This is a genomic window from Streptacidiphilus monticola (assembly GCF_042658505.1).
Lineage (GTDB): Bacteria > Actinomycetota > Actinomycetes > Streptomycetales > Streptomycetaceae > Streptacidiphilus > Streptacidiphilus monticola.
Genome location: NZ_JBHSQJ010000090.1, coordinates 1 through 18990 on the forward strand (window position 1 = coordinate 1; position 18990 = coordinate 18990).

Annotated in this window: 16 protein-coding genes; 2 read left to right on the plus strand and 14 right to left on the minus strand. The window is 73.1% G+C overall.

What is annotated here, in order from left to right:
• Positions 1–43 precede the first annotated feature (43 nt).
• The 8 genes from ACFP3V_RS21800 to ACFP3V_RS21835 all read right to left on the minus strand — a co-directional run bounded on the left by ACFP3V_RS21800 (position 44) and on the right by ACFP3V_RS21835 (position 7952).
• The gene (locus ACFP3V_RS21800; protein ID WP_380585978.1) at positions 44–760 is read right to left on the minus strand and encodes an ABC transporter permease subunit; all 717 of its coding nucleotides are present in this window, start codon (positions 758–760) and stop codon (positions 44–46) included.
• Positions 761–775: 15 nt separating this feature from the next.
• Positions 776–1696 carry an ABC transporter ATP-binding protein gene (locus ACFP3V_RS21805; protein ID WP_380585980.1) on the minus strand — a complete coding sequence of 307 codons (921 nt, stop codon included), beginning with the start codon at positions 1694–1696 and terminating at the stop codon, positions 776–778.
• Positions 1697–1706: 10 nt separating this feature from the next.
• A complete protein-coding gene (locus tag ACFP3V_RS21810; protein ID WP_380585982.1) occupies positions 1707–2639 on the minus strand; it encodes an ABC transporter permease in 933 nt (310 codons plus the stop codon).
• Positions 2632–3612, minus strand: a complete 981-nt coding sequence (locus ACFP3V_RS21815; RefSeq protein WP_380585984.1) for an ABC transporter ATP-binding protein — start codon at positions 3610–3612, stop codon at positions 2632–2634. Before ACFP3V_RS21815 ends, ACFP3V_RS21810 begins: the two co-directional genes overlap by 8 nt.
• A 132-nt stretch (positions 3613–3744) precedes the next feature.
• Entirely contained in the window at positions 3745–4584 is an 840-nt protein-coding gene (locus tag ACFP3V_RS21820; protein WP_380585986.1) for a hypothetical protein, read from the minus strand.
• Between the two features lie 14 nt (positions 4585–4598).
• Entirely contained in the window at positions 4599–5417 is an 819-nt protein-coding gene (locus ACFP3V_RS21825) for a hypothetical protein (RefSeq protein WP_380585988.1), read from the minus strand.
• The gene (locus tag ACFP3V_RS21830) at positions 5414–5989 is read right to left on the minus strand and encodes a hypothetical protein (RefSeq protein WP_380585990.1); all 576 of its coding nucleotides are present in this window, start codon (positions 5987–5989) and stop codon (positions 5414–5416) included. The genes ACFP3V_RS21825 and ACFP3V_RS21830 overlap by 4 nt, the downstream gene beginning before the upstream one ends.
• Before the next feature lie 1156 nt (positions 5990–7145).
• Positions 7146–7952, minus strand: coding sequence for a hypothetical protein (locus ACFP3V_RS21835; RefSeq protein ID WP_380585992.1), 807 nt, complete (start codon positions 7950–7952; stop codon positions 7146–7148).
• Positions 7953–8151: 199 nt separating this feature from the next.
• On the opposite strand from ACFP3V_RS21835, the gene ACFP3V_RS21840 reads away from it, so the two are divergent.
• Positions 8152–9039: an LLM class flavin-dependent oxidoreductase gene (locus tag ACFP3V_RS21840; RefSeq protein WP_380585994.1), complete on the plus strand. Its 888-nt coding sequence runs from the start codon at positions 8152–8154 to the stop codon at positions 9037–9039.
• Between the two features lie 31 nt (positions 9040–9070).
• Here ACFP3V_RS21840 and ACFP3V_RS21845 read toward each other — a convergent pair whose 3' ends face one another.
• The 4 genes from ACFP3V_RS21845 to ACFP3V_RS21860 all read right to left on the minus strand — a co-directional run bounded on the left by ACFP3V_RS21845 (position 9071) and on the right by ACFP3V_RS21860 (position 15702).
• On the minus strand, positions 9071–9952 hold the full coding sequence (locus tag ACFP3V_RS21845; protein ID WP_380585996.1) for a hypothetical protein: 882 nt from the start codon (positions 9950–9952) through the stop codon (positions 9071–9073).
• A gap of 100 nt (positions 9953–10052) precedes the next feature.
• On the minus strand, positions 10053–10862 hold the full coding sequence (locus tag ACFP3V_RS21850) for a pentapeptide repeat-containing protein (RefSeq protein WP_380585998.1): 810 nt from the start codon (positions 10860–10862) through the stop codon (positions 10053–10055).
• 90 nt (positions 10863–10952) lie between these two features.
• The gene (locus ACFP3V_RS21855) at positions 10953–12503 is read right to left on the minus strand and encodes an MFS transporter (RefSeq protein WP_380585999.1); all 1551 of its coding nucleotides are present in this window, start codon (positions 12501–12503) and stop codon (positions 10953–10955) included.
• A 196-nt stretch (positions 12504–12699) separates the two neighbouring features.
• Positions 12700–15702 carry an ATP-binding protein gene (locus ACFP3V_RS21860; protein ID WP_380586001.1) on the minus strand — a complete coding sequence of 1001 codons (3003 nt, stop codon included), beginning with the start codon at positions 15700–15702 and terminating at the stop codon, positions 12700–12702.
• A gap of 70 nt (positions 15703–15772) precedes the next feature.
• Between ACFP3V_RS21860 and ACFP3V_RS21865 the strand changes: the two genes are divergently transcribed.
• On the plus strand, positions 15773–16585 hold the full coding sequence (locus ACFP3V_RS21865; RefSeq protein WP_380586003.1) for an HAD family hydrolase: 813 nt from the start codon (positions 15773–15775) through the stop codon (positions 16583–16585).
• A gap of 11 nt (positions 16586–16596) precedes the next feature.
• Here the strand turns inward: ACFP3V_RS21865 and ACFP3V_RS21870 are convergent, their stop codons facing one another.
• A complete protein-coding gene (locus tag ACFP3V_RS21870) occupies positions 16597–16935 on the minus strand; it encodes a hypothetical protein (protein WP_380586005.1) in 339 nt (112 codons plus the stop codon).
• A gap of 54 nt (positions 16936–16989) precedes the next feature.
• Positions 16990–18990, minus strand: a 2001-nt coding sequence (gene cydC, locus ACFP3V_RS21875) for a thiol reductant ABC exporter subunit CydC (protein WP_380586007.1), incomplete at its 5' end; no start/stop codon positions are given.

An 18990-nucleotide genomic window follows, 5' to 3' on the forward strand; every position in this document is an offset into this window, starting at 1 on the left:
CCCGGGTGGTGTGTTCTCGCGCAGTTCCCCGCGCCCCTGGCGGTTACTCCTCGCCTGCCAAAGTGAGGCGGGAGAGACGGCTGGCGGCCAGCCACGTCGCGCCGACCGTCGCCACCAGCAGCAGCGGGATCGCTGTGGGCAGGTGGACGGAGGACGACATCACGCCCGGGTCCGCGACCTTCTGGGCGACGGACAGCGACCACTGATGGACACTCAGGGTCTTCGCCCCGGGCACGTATCCGCCGACGATCGTCTCCCAGAGCAGCGAGTACATCAGGCCCACGACCACCGCGTGGCGGGTCACCACGCCCAGCAGCAGGAAGATCGCGCTGTAGGCCACGCCCGCGACCACCGCCGCGACGGTGTACCCGAGCGCGAGGTTCTCGTACGTGCCGAAGAGGATGACCCCGCTGATCCACATGGGGACCGCCGCCAGGACGACCGTCACCGCGACGGCCACCGTCAGCTTGGAGATGATGATCTTCCAGCGCGGCAGCGGCTTCGCCAGCAGGTAGATGATCGAGCCGTCGTCGATCTCCGGACCGATCGAGCCGGTGCCGGCCACCAGGCCCAGCAGGGGCACCATCGTGCCCAGCCCGAGGCCGCCCAGGACGGCGTTGGTCGTGGACTCGTCCTGGCCCACCGAGCCGCGGACCACCAGCGAGAGCACGACGAGCAGCAGCGGCAGCAGCACCAGGAGCAGTCCGCGGCGTCGGCCCAGGAGTCCGCGCACGGTGAGCCGTGCAACTGTCAGATTCATGAGTGGGACGCCTAACTACTTGGCCGCGACGAGGTAGGAGAAGACGCTCTCCAGGGACTCGTCGGCAGGCGAGACGGTGAACAGGCGGATGCCCGCCTCCTTGGCCACCCGGGGCACCAGTTCCGTGAAGCGGTAGAAGTCGATCGCCCGGATCTGCAACGCCCGCTCCTTCCAGTCGAGTTCGATGCCCGCCGTGGACGGGTCCGCGATCAGCGCCGCGGCCAGGGCACGGTCGTCGCTGGAGCGGACGGTGTAGAGGTGCGGCCGGTCGGTCATCAGGTGCCGGATCCGGCGGAAGTCGCCCGACGCGGCGTGCCGGCCGGCGACGATCACCTCGATGTGGCGGGCGAGCTGCTCGACCTCCTCCAGGATGTGCGAGGAGAACAGCACGGTGCGCCCGTCACTGCCGAACTGCCGGAGCAGCTCCATCAGTTGCATGCGCTGGCGCGGGTCCATGCCGTTGAAGGGCTCGTCCAGCAGCAGCACCGCCGGGTCGTGGACCAGGGCCGAGGCCATCTTGACGCGCTGCTTCATGCCCTTGGAGTAGGTGCCGACCTGCCGGTCCTGCGCGTACTCCATCTCCACCGTGGCCAGCGCCCGGCGTGCGGCCGCGCCCGGGTCGGGCAGGCCGTGCAGTTCGGCGTTGGCCAGCACGAACTCCCAGCCGGTGAGGAAGTCGTACATCGCCTCCCGCTCGGGCACCAGCCCGATCTGGCGGTAGGCCTCCTGGTTCTTCCAGACCGGCTGCCCGTCCAGCAGCACGGTGCCGTTGGAGGCGGGCAGGAAGCCGCTCATCATGTGGATCAGGGTGGACTTGCCGGCGCCGTTGGGGCCCAGCAGGCCCGTGACGCCCGGTCGGATCTGCATGGTCACGTCGTTGACGGCGACCACGTTGCCGAACCAGCGGGAGACCCGCTCGATGCTGATGACAGCCATGCCGGGCCTCCTACAGCTTCCGGTAGCGACGGACGAGCAGCGCGTACGAGGCGATCACCAGGGCCGCGATCTCGACCAGGAAGAACACCCCGCCGGTGTCCGAGGGGACCACCGGGCCGCCCCGGGTCTTCAGGCCGAACAGCCAGGTGGCGCTGTTGTCCACCAGCTGTGCCGGGCTGATCACCCATGCCCAGTTGGCGGCCGGGTCGTCGGTGACCGGACCCGGGCCCGGGTGCATGCCGCCCTGGTAGTGCACCTGCAGCACCACGTAGATGATGCCGGCGATGGCCGAGGTCACCAGGAACACCGCGATGATCGCGGCCACGCCGAAGCCGCGGCGCGGGGTCAGCGAGGCGACCAGGGTGCCGATGCCGCCGTAGAGCAGCGCGTACAGCGCCGCCGCGAAGAGGCCGTAGCCGAGTCGCGCGGTGTTGTAGCCGAAGTCCATCGACCCGAGCACCGAGCCGATCCACATGATCAGCACCGGCAGCGCGGTCAGCAGGAAGATGGCCGAGACCATCGCCGCGAACTTGGCCCGCACGTAGTCCCCGGAGGTCAGCGGGCGGGAGAAGTACAGCGGCACCGTCATGAACCGCAGGTCGCGGGAGAGCAGCACCGGCGCCTGGGCGGCGGTGAACACCGCGATCACGAACTGCATGATCGACAGGTACCGGGTGTACTCGAGCGGGAGGTGCTTCATCTTCAGGTAGATGGCGACCGCGACCATGATCAGGGCCGGCACCGCGATGATCGCCAGCAGCGCCATCGGCAGGATCTTCGACTTGGCCGAGCGGCCGAGGCCGAAGCACCCGCGCAGGCCCTGCGTGTAGAGCGAGCGGGTCGCGTAGCCGCGGCCCAGGCGCGGGCCCTCGTAGTGCCGGTAGCCGATGTCGTGGATGACGTCGGAGCGGACCCCCGCGGGGACCGACTGGGTCTCAGACATGCGTCGCCACCTCCTGCTGCGGCGCCTCCGGGCCCTGGCCCTGCGTCCTGTCCTGCTCCGAGAAGACCTCGGAGATGTGGTGCCGGCGCTGCTCCAGGCGGACCAGGCCGACGCCCAGCTCGGCCACGGCGTCGCGGATGAGGTCGAAGGTCTCCTCCCCGGCCATCTCCACCAGCAGCTGGTGGCCCGCGTCCTGACGGGCGCTCAGGCCCGCGGCGCGCAGCCGCTCGACCAGTGCGGCGTCCGCGTCGAAGCCCGGGTCGTCCCGGCGCTCGGTGACCTCGACCGCGAGCAGCTGGGTGGCCTGCGTCATCTCCGCGGTGGAGGACGAGCGCAGCAGCTTGCCGCCGTCGATGACGACGACGTGGTCGCAGGTGCGCTCGAGCTCGCCCAGCAGGTGCGAGGTGACCAGCACCGAGATGCCGAAGTCGGTGTGTACCCGGCGGATCAGCCCGAGCATGTCGTCGCGGCCGACCGGGTCCAGGCCGTTGGTGGGCTCGTCGAGCAGCACCAACTGCGGGTCGTGGACCAGCGCCTGAGCGAGCTTCACCCGCTGCTTCATACCGGTCGAGTAGCCGCCGATGGGGCGGTACCGCTCCTCGTAGAGGCCGACGTGCCGCAGCGTGTCGGCGGTGCGCTCACGGGCGGCGGTGGCGGGCAGGCCCGACATCCGCGCCATGTGCACCACGAACTCGGTGGCGGAGACGTCAGGGGGCAGGCAGTCGTGCTCGGGCATGTAGCCGACGCGCTCGCGGATCTCCCCGCCCTGCGTCACGACGTCGAGGCCGAGCACCTGGGCGGTGCCCTCGGTGGCCGGGGCGAGACCCAGAAGGATCTTGATGAGTGTGGACTTGCCCGCACCGTTCGCTCCGACCAGGCCCACGACTCCGGGCTGGATGTCGACCGTCAGCCGGTCCAGCGCGGTGACCCCGGGGAACCTCTTGGTGAGGTTGTCCGTAGTGATGACAGACACAGGTTGACGCTATCGGTTGGCCGAAGCCCGGTGCATCGGGTCGGGGGACGGGTTTTTCCCGGTTCTTGGGGTGTACGTGTCCGGGGCCGACCCTTAGGGGTCGGCCCCGGCGTGTCCTCGCCGTCCGGCCGCTCAGCCGCCGAGCAGCTCGTGCTGGAGCAGCACCGCCTGCTCGAAGGCGGGGACGGGGACCTGCTTCGGGTTGGTCATCACCACCAGCACCTCCACGTCCTCCTCCTGCCAGAACACCACCTGGGCGGCGGGCTTGCCGCCGCCGGCCGTGCGGTACTTCACCTGGAGCGGCAGCCCGGCGCCGTCGAACGCCGGGTAGACGCCGTCGGCGGTCTGCAGCTGACCGAGCGCCTTGGGGGTGCTGCTGAGCGCGTCGTAGTCGGACTGCTTCTTGGCGTTGTTCGAGGAGCGGAAGGCGAGCAGGTAGACCTCGGTGCGGGTGCCGTCCGGCAAGGTCCAGCCGGTGGCGGCGACATGACGCACCCCCAGCTCGTTCATCCGGTCGCCCAGGTCCACGCCGGAGGCGAGGAGGTCCTCGTAGCGCTTGAGCGGGAGCCAGCCCCCGGTGCCCGGCAGCGCCCGGTCGACGGTCGCGCCGACCGGCGCGGGCAGCAGCAGCCTGCGCAGGTCGGCCGCGTGCCCGACCTGGCTGCCGTGGTAGCCCGCGTAGTCGTGCGGGGTCTGCGCCTTGGGCGGCAGCGTGGGCAGGACCAGCGGCGGGTAGGTCGCCCGGCCGTCGTCGGGCGTGGCCAGGCCGGGGAGGTCGGTCCGCGGCGGCAGCGTCACCGCGACGGCGGTCCCGGCGAAGATCCCGCCGAAGACCAGCGCGGCGGCGCTCCACCGCAGCACGGTACGCAGCCGGCGCCGCTCGCGTCGCGGCGGCGCCGGCCACAGCGGTGCTGCCGCCGCCTGCGGCTCGGTCCCAGTGCCGGTCTCGGTGCCGGTTGCGGGCTCGGACATCGGTTGGAGCTCGGTCATATCGCAGCCGCCGGGATCGCCAGGCGCGTCAGCTGCTGCTTGAACAGGGCAGCGGCGGACGCGGTGTTGAGAGGGGCGACGCCATCGACCCGCATGGTGATGAGCAGATCGCCCTCGGCGTCGGTGCAGGTCATGTGGTCGAGCTTGTCGCCGGGCAGGCCCGGGGGGAGGTAGCAGCGCGCGTGCGGGAACCCGTCGATGGCCGGCCCGGTGCGGAAGACCCCGGTGGCGTCGGCGAACGCCTTGGTCCACTCCGCGGACTGCTTGGCGCGCTGCTGGTTCTCCTGCAGCAGCGAGATCTCGGCGACGAAGTCGTCGGAGTCGGCCGCGTAGGACCGCAGCGCGTAGCCGCGGATGTGCGACAGGTCGAGCAGGGCCTGCAGCTTCTTGCGGTCGCCGCTCTTCAGGTCGCGGAACTGCTCGTTGAAGTACCTCTCGTACTGGTCCTTCCCGAGCACCGTGTCGTTGCCGAGGGCTTCGTCGTCGGGCCCCTCCTGGTAGTCCGAGGGCATCGGGAGCAGCAGGTCGCCCAGGGAGCCGAAGTGGTTCCCGTCCGCGAGTGCGCCGTAGGCCGGCCCGCGGTGCGCCGGTGCCGGCGCGGCAGCGACGTGCTGCGGCCTCAGCGCGAGCACCCCTGCCCCGGCGCCGCCGCCGACCACGACGGCGGAGAGAACGAACGCGGCGACCAGCGCGACCCGCCGCCCGCGGCGGGTTCCGCCGACGGGCGGGGACGGCGGGGTGCCGGGGTCGGCAGGCGTCTGCGGGTACGGCGGCGGGACCACTGCCGCGACCCCGGGGGTGGTCTCGTCCGTCACAGCCGCTCCAACTGGCTCTCGATGATGCCGATTCCGGTCTGCGCGGAGATCGGCCTGGGGCTGACGACGAAGACGTCCACGACGATGTCGCCGTGGTAGGCCAGCGCCTGCGACTCGTAGAAGACCGAGCCGTCGTCGGCGTGCTGCGCCTTCTTACCCGCGTACGCCCGCCCCGAGGGGTATCCGGGTATGGCGCTGCCTCCGGGGTCGCCGCCCCGGTCCGCGGCGAAGCCGAGCTGGTCGCTGACGTACGAGTCGGCCGAGTCCTCGGCGGCGTGCTGGTACTGGCTCAGCTCGACGTTGACGAACACGTCCCCGGTCCGCCAACTCGTGTGCGCGGCACGGCGGAAGCCCAACTCCAGCTGGTGCCGGAAGGCGTCGCCGGGGCGGTCGAAGCTCTGGGCGTATTCGCTGAGGCTCTCCCAGCCCTGGATGTCGTCGGCGAGCTTGCTGCCCTTCGGGAGCGGGAGCAGCAGCTTGGTCAGATCGCCGTCGGTGCGGACCATGTCGTCCTCGTCGGCGGTGAGCGCGGGAGCGCCTGCCCGCGCCGAGGGGTAGGCGGGCTGAGGCACCGTCAGCGGCGGTAGCGGTGTCGGCGGCCGCGACGCCTGGACCCCGTAACCCGTCCCGGCCCCGCCCACCACGCCCAGCAGAACGGCAAGCCCGAACAGCAGCCCCGTCCGCCTCCGCCGCCGCGGCTCGGACGCCGCGGCAACCGCCTCGGGCTCCGCCCCCGCGGCCCCGACCGGCCACCCAGCACCGTCGGCCACCGCCCCGGGCTCCGCCCCCACGGTCCCGACCGGCCACTCAGCACCGTCGGCCACCGCCCTGGGCTCCGCCCCCACGGCCCCGACCGGCCACCCAGCACCGTCGGCCGCCGCGCCGTGCGCGACTTCCGCCTCAGCGGACACCGGCCCCGGCTCCGGCTCCGCCGACCCGGCGAACGCGGCGCCAGCCAACTCGGGCCCCAGTTCTGCCGCCTCCTGCTCCTGCGCGGTTGTCACCGCTGGCTCTGGTGCACCGGCAGACCCGGCCTCCGCCGCCGAAGGCGCGGGTGCCGCGTCAGCCGGCGCGAGCCCGGGCGCCGCGGGCGCAGGCACCCCACCAGCCGGCTTCGGCTCGGGCTGTGGCCCGCCCGTCGCCTTCCGCGCAGCCGGCGCGAGCCCGGGCGCCGCGGGCGCAGGCACCCCACCAGCCGGCTTCGGCTCGGGCTGTGGCCCGCCCGTCGCCTTCCGCGCGGTCGGCACAGCCGACGCACGCTCCGCCGCCGAAGGCGCGGACAGGGCTTCATCCGGCGCGCGCTCCGCCGCCGAAGGCGCTGACACAGCGTCAGCCGGCTCCCGCCCGGGCCCCGTAGGCGCAGGTACGGCACCAGCCGGCTTCGGCTCGGGCTGTGGCCCGCCCGTCGCCTTCCGCGCAGCCGGCGCGAGCCCGGCCGCACTCGGCTCGCCCAGCCCCGCTGGACCGGCCATCGCCGACTCTGTCGCCACAGCCGCGGGCACCGCCACATCGGGCGCGGGCACGGCGTCAGCCGGTGCCGGCTCCGCCGCCGAAGGCGCGGGAACGGCGGCAGCCGGCGCGAGCTCCGCCGCCGAAGGCGCGGGTGCGGCGTCAGCCGGTGACGGTTCCGCCGCCGGAGGTGGGGGCTGGGGCGGGGCGGCAGGCTGCTGGGGAAGGGGGGCGGACTGGGAGGGCGTCAGTTGTGACGCCCCCGCGGTCAGTTCGGGCTCACTTGCCGGAGACAAGGCGGCGCTCCTCCCGGATCATCAGGGGCTTGAGCAGCGAGTGGGGCAGCTTGCCGTCCCCGTCGACGGTGATCTCGTACTCGATGTCGCCGACGTGCGAGTAGCCGATCAGCTCACCCATCCCGTCGCTCTGGCTCGGGTCGAAGGCCTGGCCGTGGCCGTTCGTGACGCCGGGGACCGTGAACGAGTCCCCCTTGGCGAAGCTCAGCCCGGAGACCCAGTCCGAGGCGTGCGACGAACTGTCGAAGTGGATGATGCGCGTGGTCACCGTGTACTGGCCGTCGTTCGTCCGGTAGGTCCGGTACGCCCCGCCCGTGCAGCCGTAGTCGTGCAGAATGCGTTTGCTGGTGCTGGAGTTGCTCATCTCCTTGGCGATGTCCGACAGCGTCTCCGCCGTGCCGTCGGGGTCGCCGTACGCCGCCGCGTCGTCGGGCACCGGGAGCAGGAAGTACCGCAGGTCACCGCTGTGATGCGAGCCGTGCACGCTTCCGTGCACGGTCGAGGTCGGGCTCGGGCTCGGCGCCGCCGCGCTGGGGCTGCTGCTCGGACTCGCACCCCCCGCCCCGGCACTCGGCGTCGCACTCGCGCTCGGGCTCGCGCTCCCCGCTGCTGCGGCGAGCGGGGTGTCCCGGGGCCCGGAGCCCACCGCGACGACCGCGGTCGCCGTGCCGCTCGCGATCACCAGCCAGCCGACCGCGGCCAGCGAAACGTACAGCGCCTTACGGGACTTGGGACGAACCGCAGGGCCTGCGTCCGCCGTCGCACCGGGAGCGGCCGGCCACAGGGGCATGCCGGCTCCGTGGGACACAGGAGGCGGAGGGGGCGGAGGAGGCAGCGGGGACTCAGGGGGCAGCTCGGCCATGGGCCGTGAGTATGCAGGCAAACCACCTGTCGAACAACTGTGTTATGCGATCGTCATCTTGCAGGTGAGCCGCCCTGCGGACCGAATCGTCCCGCCTGTTCCGAGCTGGCTCGCATAGGGTCTTTTCATGCGTTTGAGCACGGTGATCCTCCCCATCCACCGGTGGAGCGAGGGACAGAAGATCTGGCAGCGGGCCGAGGAACTCGGGTTCCACGCCGCCTACACCTACGACCACCTCTCCTGGCGGTCCTTCCGGGACCAGCCCTGGTTCGGGGCGGTGCCCACCCTCACCGCCGCCGCCACCGCGACCGAGCGGCTGCGCCTGGGCACTCTGGTGACCTCGCCCAACTTCCGGCACCCGGTCACCCTCGCCAAGGAGTTGATGACGCTCGACGACATCTCCCAGGGGCGCCTCACCGTCGGCATCGGCGTGGGCGGGGTGGGCTTCGACGCCACCGCGTTGGGGCAGGAGGCGTGGACGCCCAAGCAGCGCGCCGACCGCTTCGACGAGTTCCTGCCGCTGCTCGACGAGCTGCTCACCCAACCCGTGACGACCCGTCAGGGTCAGTTCTACTCGGCCGTCGAGGCACGGAACATCCCCGGCTGCGTGCAGCAGCCCCGCGTCCCCTTCTACGTGGCCGCCACCGGCCCGCGCGGGCTGAAGCTGGCGGCCGAGTACGGCCAGGGCTGGGTCACCTACGGTGACCCGCGCGGCCCGGCGGACGTCCCCGTCGACCAGGCCCCGGCCGTGGTCGAGCGTCAGCTCGGCAAGCTCCGCGAGGCCTGCGAGCAGCGAGGCCGGGACTTCGGCTCCGTCACCAAGGTGCTGCTGCAGGGCTCCACCGCGGAGCAGCCCCTCGCCTCCCTCGACGCCTTCGTCGAGTGGGCCGGCACCTACCGCGACCTCGGCATCGACGAGGTGGTCGTCCACTGGCCGGTGCCGGACTCCGTCTTCGAGAACGACCTCGGCGTCTTCGAGCGGATCGCCACCGAGGGCCTGCGGCAGCTCGGCTGACCGGCTGCCGCACCGCCCTGCGGACGACGCGTCAGGCGACCTTGCCCTCGGCCACGTTGGCGTCCGGCTGGAGGCCGTGGAAGGGGTCGCCGGTGCGGTTCGGCTCCTCCGCCGGAAGGAAGGTGAACTGCACCATGCCGCGCGTCGTGCCCTCCGGCGGGTTGCCCGCGCGGTGCAGGCAGCGGGTGGTGTTGCAGAAGGCCCCGTAGCCGGCCGGCGCGTCGAAGGGGACGACCAGCGCCGGGTCGTCCAGCATGGCCCGTGCGGGGCCCTTGACCCACCCTTGGCCCAGGTAGCCGCGGCGCATGATGCGGCGCGTGTTCGGGATGCTGTGCAGTCGGAACGCGCCGCCCTCGGCGGTCACGCCCTCGCTGATCTGGACGAAGAACTTCAGCGTCGAGGTGGGGTGCTGGTCGCAGTGCCACAGGTTGCCGTAGTGGTGGAACTCCCGCTCCTGCTCCGGCAGGTGCTTGATCCGCCACATCCGCACGTGCTGCACCCGCCAGCGGCCGCCGTAGAAGGCGTCGAGCCCGGCGAGCACCGACGGGGTCAGCAGTTCCCGCATGGCCGGCACCCGCTCCAGCGGGTCGACCACGTAGCGGACCACGTCCTTGATCCGGCCACCCATGTCGACCGCCGCGGTGTCGTCGACGATGACCTTCTCGTAGCCGGTGCGGATCTCCTCGATCAGGCCGGGCCGGTACCCCGGGTCCAGCACCGCGTAGCCCAGGTCCTGCACCCGCTGCGCCAATTCGCGGCCTTCGCGGCCGAGTTCGACCGCAGGTTGGGAGCGGTGGCGGTCCAGCAGGCGCTGCTGGCCCCGGTTGTTCTTCCTCCAGGCGTCGTTGCCGTAGAGCAGGCGCGACGATTCGTGTGCGATCTCGCGCCGTACCCAGGCCAGACTGCGTGACATATGCCCCCCAATGATCCGTCCGCGCGGAAAACGGAATCAGGCTAGGAGGGGTACCTTGATCACCACAACGGGAATGACGATTCCGGTGCTTGACGTCCCGTCAGTGCCAGTGGGCAGGGCGGCTCAGCCGGTCCGGCAGCCGGGTCGCGGCGTCGCCGCGGGCGGACTGGACCTGGGGCTGGGTGAGGAACAGCGCGCTGCTCAGGTCCGCCCCACCGAGGCGGGCGTCCCGCAGGTCAGCCCCGGTCAGGTCGGCTCCGCGCAGGTCGGCCCCGGTCAGGTCGGCGGCGATCAGCAGGGCGCCGCGCAGGTTCGCCCCGCGCAGGTCAGCGCGGACCAGGCGCTTGCCCATCAGGTCCGCGCCCCTGTGGTTGCGTTTGCGCCCCGGTAGCGCTGCACGCTCCGACTCGCTGGCCCGGAACAGGAGTTCGGCGGCCTCGGCGCGGACGGCCGCGGTGTCCAGCGCGAGGATCTCCTCGGCGGGCAGCCGGGTCATCGCGTCGATCCGCTCGTAGGCGCTGCGCAACTCGCCCCGCTCGCGGCGAGCCCCGGGAAGGGCGATCGCCTCGTCCAGGTAGCGGAGCAGCTCGTGCAGCAGCCGGACCACAGGGAAGACCGCGAACATCTGCGCCCGGCTCTCGGGGTGCGCCCGCCAGTCCTGGCCCGCGTAGGTGAGCTGGGAGACCTTCTGGCCGGCCCCGAAGCAGTCGAAGACGGTGCAGCCCTGGTAGCCGTGCCCTCGCAGGCCGTCGTGGACGGAGCAGCGGAAGTCCGCGTCAAGGTTGCGGCAGGGGGTGCCGGCCGCCTTGTCCACCGGGAAGTCCGCGGACCGGGCGAACGGGAGGGCGACGCAGCACAGGGCGAAGCAGGCGCTGCAGTCGGCCTGCAGCTGGGATGCGGCGGCGGTCATGGGTCCCCCCTGGGGCGGTGCGACGAACCGGTCCATTCTCGCCCACCGGCCCGGGGGCGGATCCCGCCCCCGGGCCGGTGCGCTCGCCGGTCACGCCGCCGTCAACGCGGGCTCGGCGGCCGGCTCCTCGATCACCGCGGGCACACCGCGCAGCAGCCGGGCCACCACGGGGACGCCGGCCAGCAGCAGGACGGCCCCGGCCAGCACGGTCAGGTGCAGACCGCTCAGGTACGCCTGCTGCGCCTGGGCCACCATGCCCCGGGCGAGTCCCCCGGGCAGGGACGCCGCGGCCCCCACGGCTCCGGCCAGCGACTCGTGCGCGGCGTCCGCCGCCGCCGAGGGCAGTCCGGCGGGCAGCCGCAGGTCACCGCGGTATCCGGCCGTCAGCACACTGCCCAGCACGGCGATTCCGAGCGCACCGCCCAACTCCATCGCGGTCTCGCCGACGGCCCCGGCGACCCCCGCCTTCTCCTTGGGCGCGGAGGCGAGCACGGTGTCGCTGGTGACGCCCATGGTGAACCCGATGCCCGCACCGGACACCAGCATCGGCAGCGCCAGCAGCCAGTAGTCGGTACCGGCGCCGACCAGAAGGTAGCCGCAGCAGGACAGCGACATCAGGGCGAGCCCCAGCCCGGCGGTCCGGGCACGGCCGAGCTTCTGGATCGCCAGCGGCGTCAGCGGCCCGCTGACCACCGCACCGGCCGGACCCAGCAGCAGGGCGAAGCCGGTGCCCATCGGGTCGTAGCCGCGGACGTCCTGGAAGTACAGGGAGAAGGCCAGGGACTGGGCGGAGAGGGCCACGATGGTGAACAGGTTGGCAGCGATGGATCCGGTGAAGGCAGGGGCGCGGAAGAGCCTCAGGTCGAGCAGCGGGTTGGGGATGCGCTGCTGGCGCCGGACGAACAGGGCCAGCAACAGAGCACCGAGGCCGACGGCGATCCAGACGGAGGGCTGGGCCGCACCGTCCCGGGCCGCGGCCTTGATCCCGTAGACCAGCCCGACCAGACCGCCGCCCGAGAGCGGCACGCTGATCCAGTCGATGCGCTGGGGACGGGGGTTGCGGTACTCGACCAGCAGCGGGATGCCGGCCAGCAGGACCAGGGCGAGCACCGGAATGTTGATCAGGAAGACCGAGCCCCACCAGAAGTGGTCGAGCAGCGGGCCGCCCACGACGGGTCCGAGCGCGAAACCCCCGGCGCCCACGCCTCCGGCGATGCCCATGGCGAGGGTGCGCTCCTTGGGATCGGTGAAGGTGTGCCGGACCAGGGACAGCGTGGACGGCATGATCGTCGCTCCGGCGACGCCCTGCAACGCCCGGGCGGCGATGAGCAGTTCGGGATCGAGCGCGTACGCGGTCAGCGCGGACGCGAGCCCGAAGGCCGTCGCGCCCACCAGGAGCAGGCGCTTGCGCCCGACCCGGTCGCCCAGGTTCCCCATCGCGATCACCAGCCCACCGAGCGCGAAGCCGTAGGCGTCCGCGATCCACAGGAGCTGCGTGGCGGACGGCCTCATGCTCTCGACGAGGTGGGGGATCGCGAGGTTCAGCACGGTGTTGTCGACGGCGAGGAGGAGGGCTGCGACGCAGCAGACTGCGAGCGTGCCCCACTTGCGCACTGCGGTGATCTTCTTCGTGGACGTCATGCCCCCACGCTCAGGCCTCCCCCTGACCACCCCCTGACCATCCGCTGACCACCCTCGGTCAGTTGCGTCCTGCAGGGGCGCGAGGAACTGCGCGACGAGCCCACCACCCGAGGAGGTTCGGCACCCTGTGCGGGACGGACCGCTGCGAGTGGTGGACTGGTGGGGAAGATCCCCGCGCCCCTGCAGGGTGGTGCAACTACCACTCCGCCAACAGCTCTTCCATCCCTTCCGGGCCGGAGGCCACCACTCGGGCAGCCAGCTCGGGCCGCCCCTCCGCCAGCGCCAGCTCCCGCAGTACCTCCCACGCCGGCCCCCGCGCTGGAGCGTTCCTCGCCGGGGCTGTCCGCGCCGCCGCGCGCAGCGCATCCACCGCCCGTCCCGAGTCACCTCGGGCCAGCGCCACCCGCGCCGTCACGGCGCAGATCGCCGCGCCCGTCCACTCCGCGCTCGACCAGCCGATCACCAGCGCCGACCGCGCCGCCTCGCACAGCCGCTCCGCCTCGTCCAACTCACCACGTCTGAGCGCCAGTTCCGCCAGCAGCCACCGGGTGCGGGCGAGGTTGTCGCTGATGCCCAGGGAACGGGCCAGCTCCTCCGCGCGGAGCAGGTCCACTTCCGCGGCGTCCAGGTCGTCGTCGTGCAGGGCGAACTCCGCCCGGCTCCACAGCATTTCGGCCATGTCGTCGGGCGACCGCAGCTGCTCGGCGATCTCCAGAGCGCGGTCCGTGCGTTCGGAGGCCAGCTTCCGGTTCCCGGTTCGACCGGCGAGCCGGGCCAGCTCCATGAGGGCCATCATCATGCCCCAGCGGTCGCCGAGTTCCTCGAAGCCCGTGAGCGCCAGGCCGAACTCCCGGCCCGTCGCCTCCGGGTCTGCGGCCTGGTACCAGAACTGGAAGCCCACGCCGAAGTGCATCAGCGCCAGATACCAGGGGTCGTCCACCACGCGCAGCGCCGCCTGGTTGCGGGCGATCATGTCCTCCTCGTCGGGTACACCCGTGAACGGCGCCCAGAGCAGGAGCAGCGAGGGGTAGCGCAGGGGATGGGTGAACATCAGCCGGTCCATCAGCGGCCGACAGCGGTCCACGCACTCCTGGAGTTCCGCGCTGTCGATGCCGGCCGAGATCGCGGCCAGCACACAGAGCACGTACTGCTCCTCGCAGCCCGGCGGGATGTCCGGCCCGAGCGCCCGGAGGATGCGCCGCGCGGGACCGCGGCCCTGGCCACGCAGTCCGCGCAGCATCCAGTACGTCGACATGCAGGCGACCATGTCCAGCGCCCCGGCCGCCGGCGCGTCCCGCAACGCGGCGAGCATGTTGTCGTGCTCGTCGTCGAAGCGTTCCAGCACGCCGAGTTGACGTGCCGTGCGCAGTTGCGGTTCCCAGGTCTGCGCCAAGGAGAGGAAGTAGTCCCGGTGCGCGGAGCGCAGTCCCGGCTCGTCGCCCGAAGCGGCGAGCTTCTCGGCCGCGAAGGCGCGGATGGTCTCCAGCATCCGGTAGCGGCCCGGCCCGGCCACTACCAGGGACTTGTCGACCAACGCGCCGATCAGGTCCAGCGTCTGCGCGCCGGCGCCGCAGACCGCCTCGGCGGCCTCCAGGGTCCAGCCGCCGGTGAAGACGGCGACCCGGGTGAGCATGCGCCGCTCGTCCTCGTCGAGGAGGTCCCAACTCCACTCGACCACCGCGCGCAGCGTCTGCTGCCGTGGCTGGGCGCCGCGGCTGCGCGAGGCGGTGAGCAGCCGGAAGCGGTCGTCCAGCCGGTCGGCGATCTGGCGGGGCGTCAGGATCCGCAGCCGGGCGGCGGCAAGCTCGACGGCGAGCGGCAGCCCGTCGAGGCGGCGGCAGATCTCGGCGACCTCCGCCGCGTGGGTGGTCAGGTCGAAGTCGGGGCGGACCGCCCGGCCCCGCTCCGCGAACAGCCGGACCGCGGCCTCCTCGGCCAGGGGCTCCAGCGGCAGCAGGAACTCGCCGGGTACCAGCAGCGCCTCGCGGCTGGTCGCCAGGATGCGCAGGTCATGACAGGCCGCGAGCAGTTCCTCGACCAGGGCGGCAGCGTCCGCGACGACCTGCTCGCAGTTGTCCAGCACGAGCAGGAACGCGCCGCGTTCGGCCAGGGCGGCGGTGAGGCGGGCGAGGGTCGGCGCCGCCCCGCCGAGGACTCCGCTGTCGCGCAGGCCGAGGGCGCCCAGGACGGCCTGGGGGAGCTGACCGCCGTCGGTGATCATCGAGAGGTCGGCGAAGGCGGCTCCGCCTTGGTGCTGAGCGGCCGTCTCCCGGGCAAGGGTGGTCTTCCCCATGCCGCCGGGTCCGGTCAGGGTCACCAGCCGGGAGTCGTGCAGGCGTTGCCGCAGCAGCGTCAGATCGGCGTCGCGCCCGAAGAGTTCGGCGCTCCTCGTGGCCGTTTCACGTGAAACAGGGTGGCCAGCGGGCACGGACGGGGGGGCAGCGGTCCGGGCGACCACAACGAGGGCCGGATCCGCACGGAGCACCGAAAGGTGGGTGGCGGCGACCGCTGGGCCGGGCTCCGCGCCCAGTTCCTCGTCGAGCGCCCTGCGCAGGTCCGTGTAGGCCGCGAGCGCCTCGGCCTGCCGTCCCAGGGCGTAGAGCGCGCGCATGAGCTGCTCCGTCAGCCGCTCCCGCAGGGGATGGGCGGCCACCGCCGCGCGCAGCTCGGCCACCAGGTCCGCGCCGGACCCGAGTGCCAACTCGGCCTCGGCCCGGTCCTCGAAGGCGCCGAGACGCAGCTCCTCCAACCGGACCGCCTGCGCGTCCGCGAAGGGCGCCTCCCGCACGTCGGCCAGTGCCGGCCCACGCCAGAGGCCGAGCGCCTCGCGCAGGGCTGATGCAGCGTCAGCCGGACGACCAGCGGCCAGCGCGGCACGTCCGCCCTCGGCCAGGACGGCGAAGCGATGGGCGTCGACGCTTTCCCGGTCCACCGCGAGGAGATAGCCGGCGCCGCCGTGGTTCTCGATCGGCAACCCGAGCGACGACCGCAACCGGGACACCTGCGCCTGGAGCGCGTTGCCCACGGTCGGCGGCGGCTCCTCCCCGTACAGGCCGTCGACCAGCCGCTCCGTGGGCACCAGCCGTCCGGCGTCGAGCAGTAGCAGGGCCAGCAGGGCCCGACGCCCGGGCCCGCCCAGGCGTAGCGGCTCCCCCGTGGCGTCCCAGGCCTGCGTCGCACCGAGGATGCCGAATCTCACCCGCAGATTGTCGCCCATCTCATGTGCGGAAGGGTGAAGATCCCGTGCACGGGTCGGCGACTATGGACGGGTGACTCTCCCCGCCCTCATCGCCACCGACCTCGACGGAACGCTGCTGCGCAGCGACGGCACCGTCTCCGCCCGCACCCAGGCGGCGCTTGCCGCCGCCGAGCAGGCGGGCATCGGTCTGGTCTTCGTGACGGGCCGTCCGCCCCGGTGGATGGACATGGTCGCAGCCGGGACCGGCCACCACGGCGTCGCCATCTGCTCCAACGGCGGGGCCGTCTACGACGTCCGGGCGAAGGAGTTGCTGGAGACCTTCCCGCTGCGCGGGGACGACGCGCTGGCCCTGGTCGAGGTGCTGCGCACGGAGACGCCCGGTGTGAGCTTCGCCTTCGAGTACCCCGGCGGCTTCTCGCACGAGCCGGAGTATCCGCGCACGCTCTGGGACATGGACGCGGCGGACCGGGTCGCCCCGGCCGAGGAGCTGCTGGCCGCGTCCGACGGACATGCGGTCTTCAAGATGCTGGCCAAGCACCCGACCCTGGACCCGGACGAGTTCTGGCAGCTCGGCCTGCGCGTGGGCGCGGCCTATGGCGAGATCACCCGCTCGGCCGCGGTGGCGATGCTGGAGATCAGCGCGCTCGGTGTCAGCAAGGCCACCACCCTGGCCCGCTGGTGCGGGGAACGGGGGATCACCCCCGACCAGGTGGTGGCCTTCGGCGACATGCCCAACGACCTCGACATGCTGGCCTGGGCCGGCGAGGCCTACGCGGTCGCCAACGCCCACCCGCGCGTCCTGGCCGCCTGCCGCCGCAGCACCGGACACCACGACGAGGACGGGGTGGCCCAGGTCATCGAGCGCCTGCTGACCGCGGGCTGACGCACCCTCCGCTACTGACCCTGCGGGGCTTCGCTGTTCTGCACGGCACGGGGGAAGCAGCCGCCCCCGGCCCCGCCGCCGAAGCCGCCGCTCGGCGCGCCACTGGGCCGCTGACCGTTGCCGTGAGCACCCGCGGGGAAGCCGGACGGCATCGCCGAGGGCCGGGCCGTGGGACCGCCAGAGGGCATCTCACCGTTCTGCGGCATGCCCGAAGGGCGCTGGCAGGACTGTCCGTTGGAGTCGCTCGCGCCTCCCGAGGACGAGGAGCCCGATCCGCAGGCGGCCAGCGTCAACACGCTGCTCAGCAGGATCGCCGCGGCGGCGACCGCCCGATGGGTCGTGGAGGTCATGGGGCTGCTCCTCAGGTCTGCGCGAAGTCCGCCCCAGCCCAGCTCATCTCCCTTTCACGGCCCTGTCAGTGGGCTCTCAGGACGCTTCATACGCCCCCCGGTCGGCACCGTCCCGCTCACGGAGAGGATCTCCCTGCCCGCGCCGTGCGGGTGCGCGGCGGACACGAGCGAGTCCATGCGACGCTCCCGCTGCCAGAGTTCCTTGAAGGGGCCGTCCGTGCCGGTCAGTTCGAGCCAGCTGCCGCGCTGGACCACCCGCCCCCGGTCCAGGACCAGGATCTCGTCCACGGTCTCCAGGCCGGTCAGCCGGTGGGTGATCAGCAGCGTCGTCCGGCCCTCCGTTGCGGCCAGCAGGTCGGCGGTGAGCGCGTCCGCAGTGGGCAGGTCCAGGTGCTCGGCCGGCTCGTCCAGCACGAGGGCGGGGAAGCCCGCGAGCAGCGCGCGGGCCAGGGCGAGCCGCTGGCGCTGGCCGCCGGAGAGGCGGTCGCCGTGCTCGCCGACCAAGGTGTCCAGGCCGTCCGGGAGTTGACGCACCCACAGGTCCAGGCGGGCCGCCGCCAGGGCGTTCCAGAGGTCCTGCTCCGAGGCCTCCGGCCGGGCCAGCCGCAGGTTCTCGCGCAGCGAGCTGTCGAAGACGTGGGCGTCCTGGGCGCACAGTCCCACCGCGCGTCGCACGTCGTCGCCGTCCAGGGTGGTCACGTCGGTGCCGTGCAGGGTGATCTGCCCGGCGCTGGGCTCCACGAAGCGGAGCAGCGCCTGGGCGAGCGTCGTCTTGCCGGAACCCGAAGGGCCGACGACGGCGACGCGGCGGCCGGGGGAGAGGTCCAGGTCGAGATCGGTCAGCGCGGGAGCCGTCCGCCCCGGCCAGGTGACGGTCAGTCCGCGGACGCGCAGCGGCAGCGGCTCGGTCGGCGGCTGCCCCGGCTCGGCGGGCTCGCGGACGGGGTCCGGCGCGTCCGCGAGTTCGCGCAGCCGGGCCGCCGACTCCGCGCTGCGGCGGGAGAGTTGAGCAGCCGAGGTGAGGCCGGTGACCGCCTCGAAGGCGGCGAGCGGGGTCAGCAGGAGCACGGCCAGGTAGACGCCCGGAAGCCGGCCCGAGGCGACGGCGGCGACGCCGAGCGCCCCGCAGGCGACGGCGGTCAGGCCCGTGAGGGCAGCGGTCAGGCCACCGCCGAGCCCCGCGCCGGGGGCGGAGCGCTGCTGGAGGCGGGTGAGCCGGGCGTCCGTGTCGGCTGCGGCGGCCTGACGCCGGCTCAGCGCCCCGGCCGCGGTCAACTCGGCGGCGCCGTCGAGGAGTCCGAGCACCTGCTCGCTCAGCTCGCCCCGGGTCCGGGCCTGAGCCCGCTCGGCGCGGAGCGAGAGCGCGAGGGCGAGCCGGGGCACGACGAGCCCGGCCAGCAGCAGGCCGCCAGCGAGAGCAGCCCCGGCAGCGGGCAGCAGCCAGGCGACGACGGCCACGGTGGCCGCACCGGCGACCACGGCCACGGCCCGGGGCAGGCGCACGCGCAGATGGCGGTCCTGCAGAGCGTCCACGTCCGCGACCATGCGGGACAGCAGGTCGCCCCGCCGGAAGGCCCCTCCCCCGCCGTTGGGGGCGAGCCGCTCGAGGCGCGTGTACACGCCGGCCCGGAGCGCGCCGAGGGCGCGCAGCACGGCGTCATGACTGACGAGCCGCTCGGCGTAGCGCAGGGCGCTGCGCCCGATGCCGAAGGCCCGGACGGCGGTGACGGCGACCATCAGGTAGAGCACGGGCGGCATCTGAGCGGCCCGCGAGATCAGCCAGCCCGAGGTCCCCATCAGCGCGGTCGCGCACAGCAGCGCCCCAGCACCGAGCCCCACCGCCACCCACAGCCCCGGCACCCGCCCGAAGCCCGGCCGCCCGACGTCCCCGCGCTGCCCGGGCCCAGCGGCCCGCCCGACACCTCGGCCCCGGCGCGAAGCGCCGACCGCAACCGGGTCTCGACCGTCTGCGGTGGCGCTGGTGGGTGCACCGGCGGAGCGGGAGGGCGTCACGCGTGAACCGCCCGTGTCCACCAGCCCGTTGACCTCCGTCGA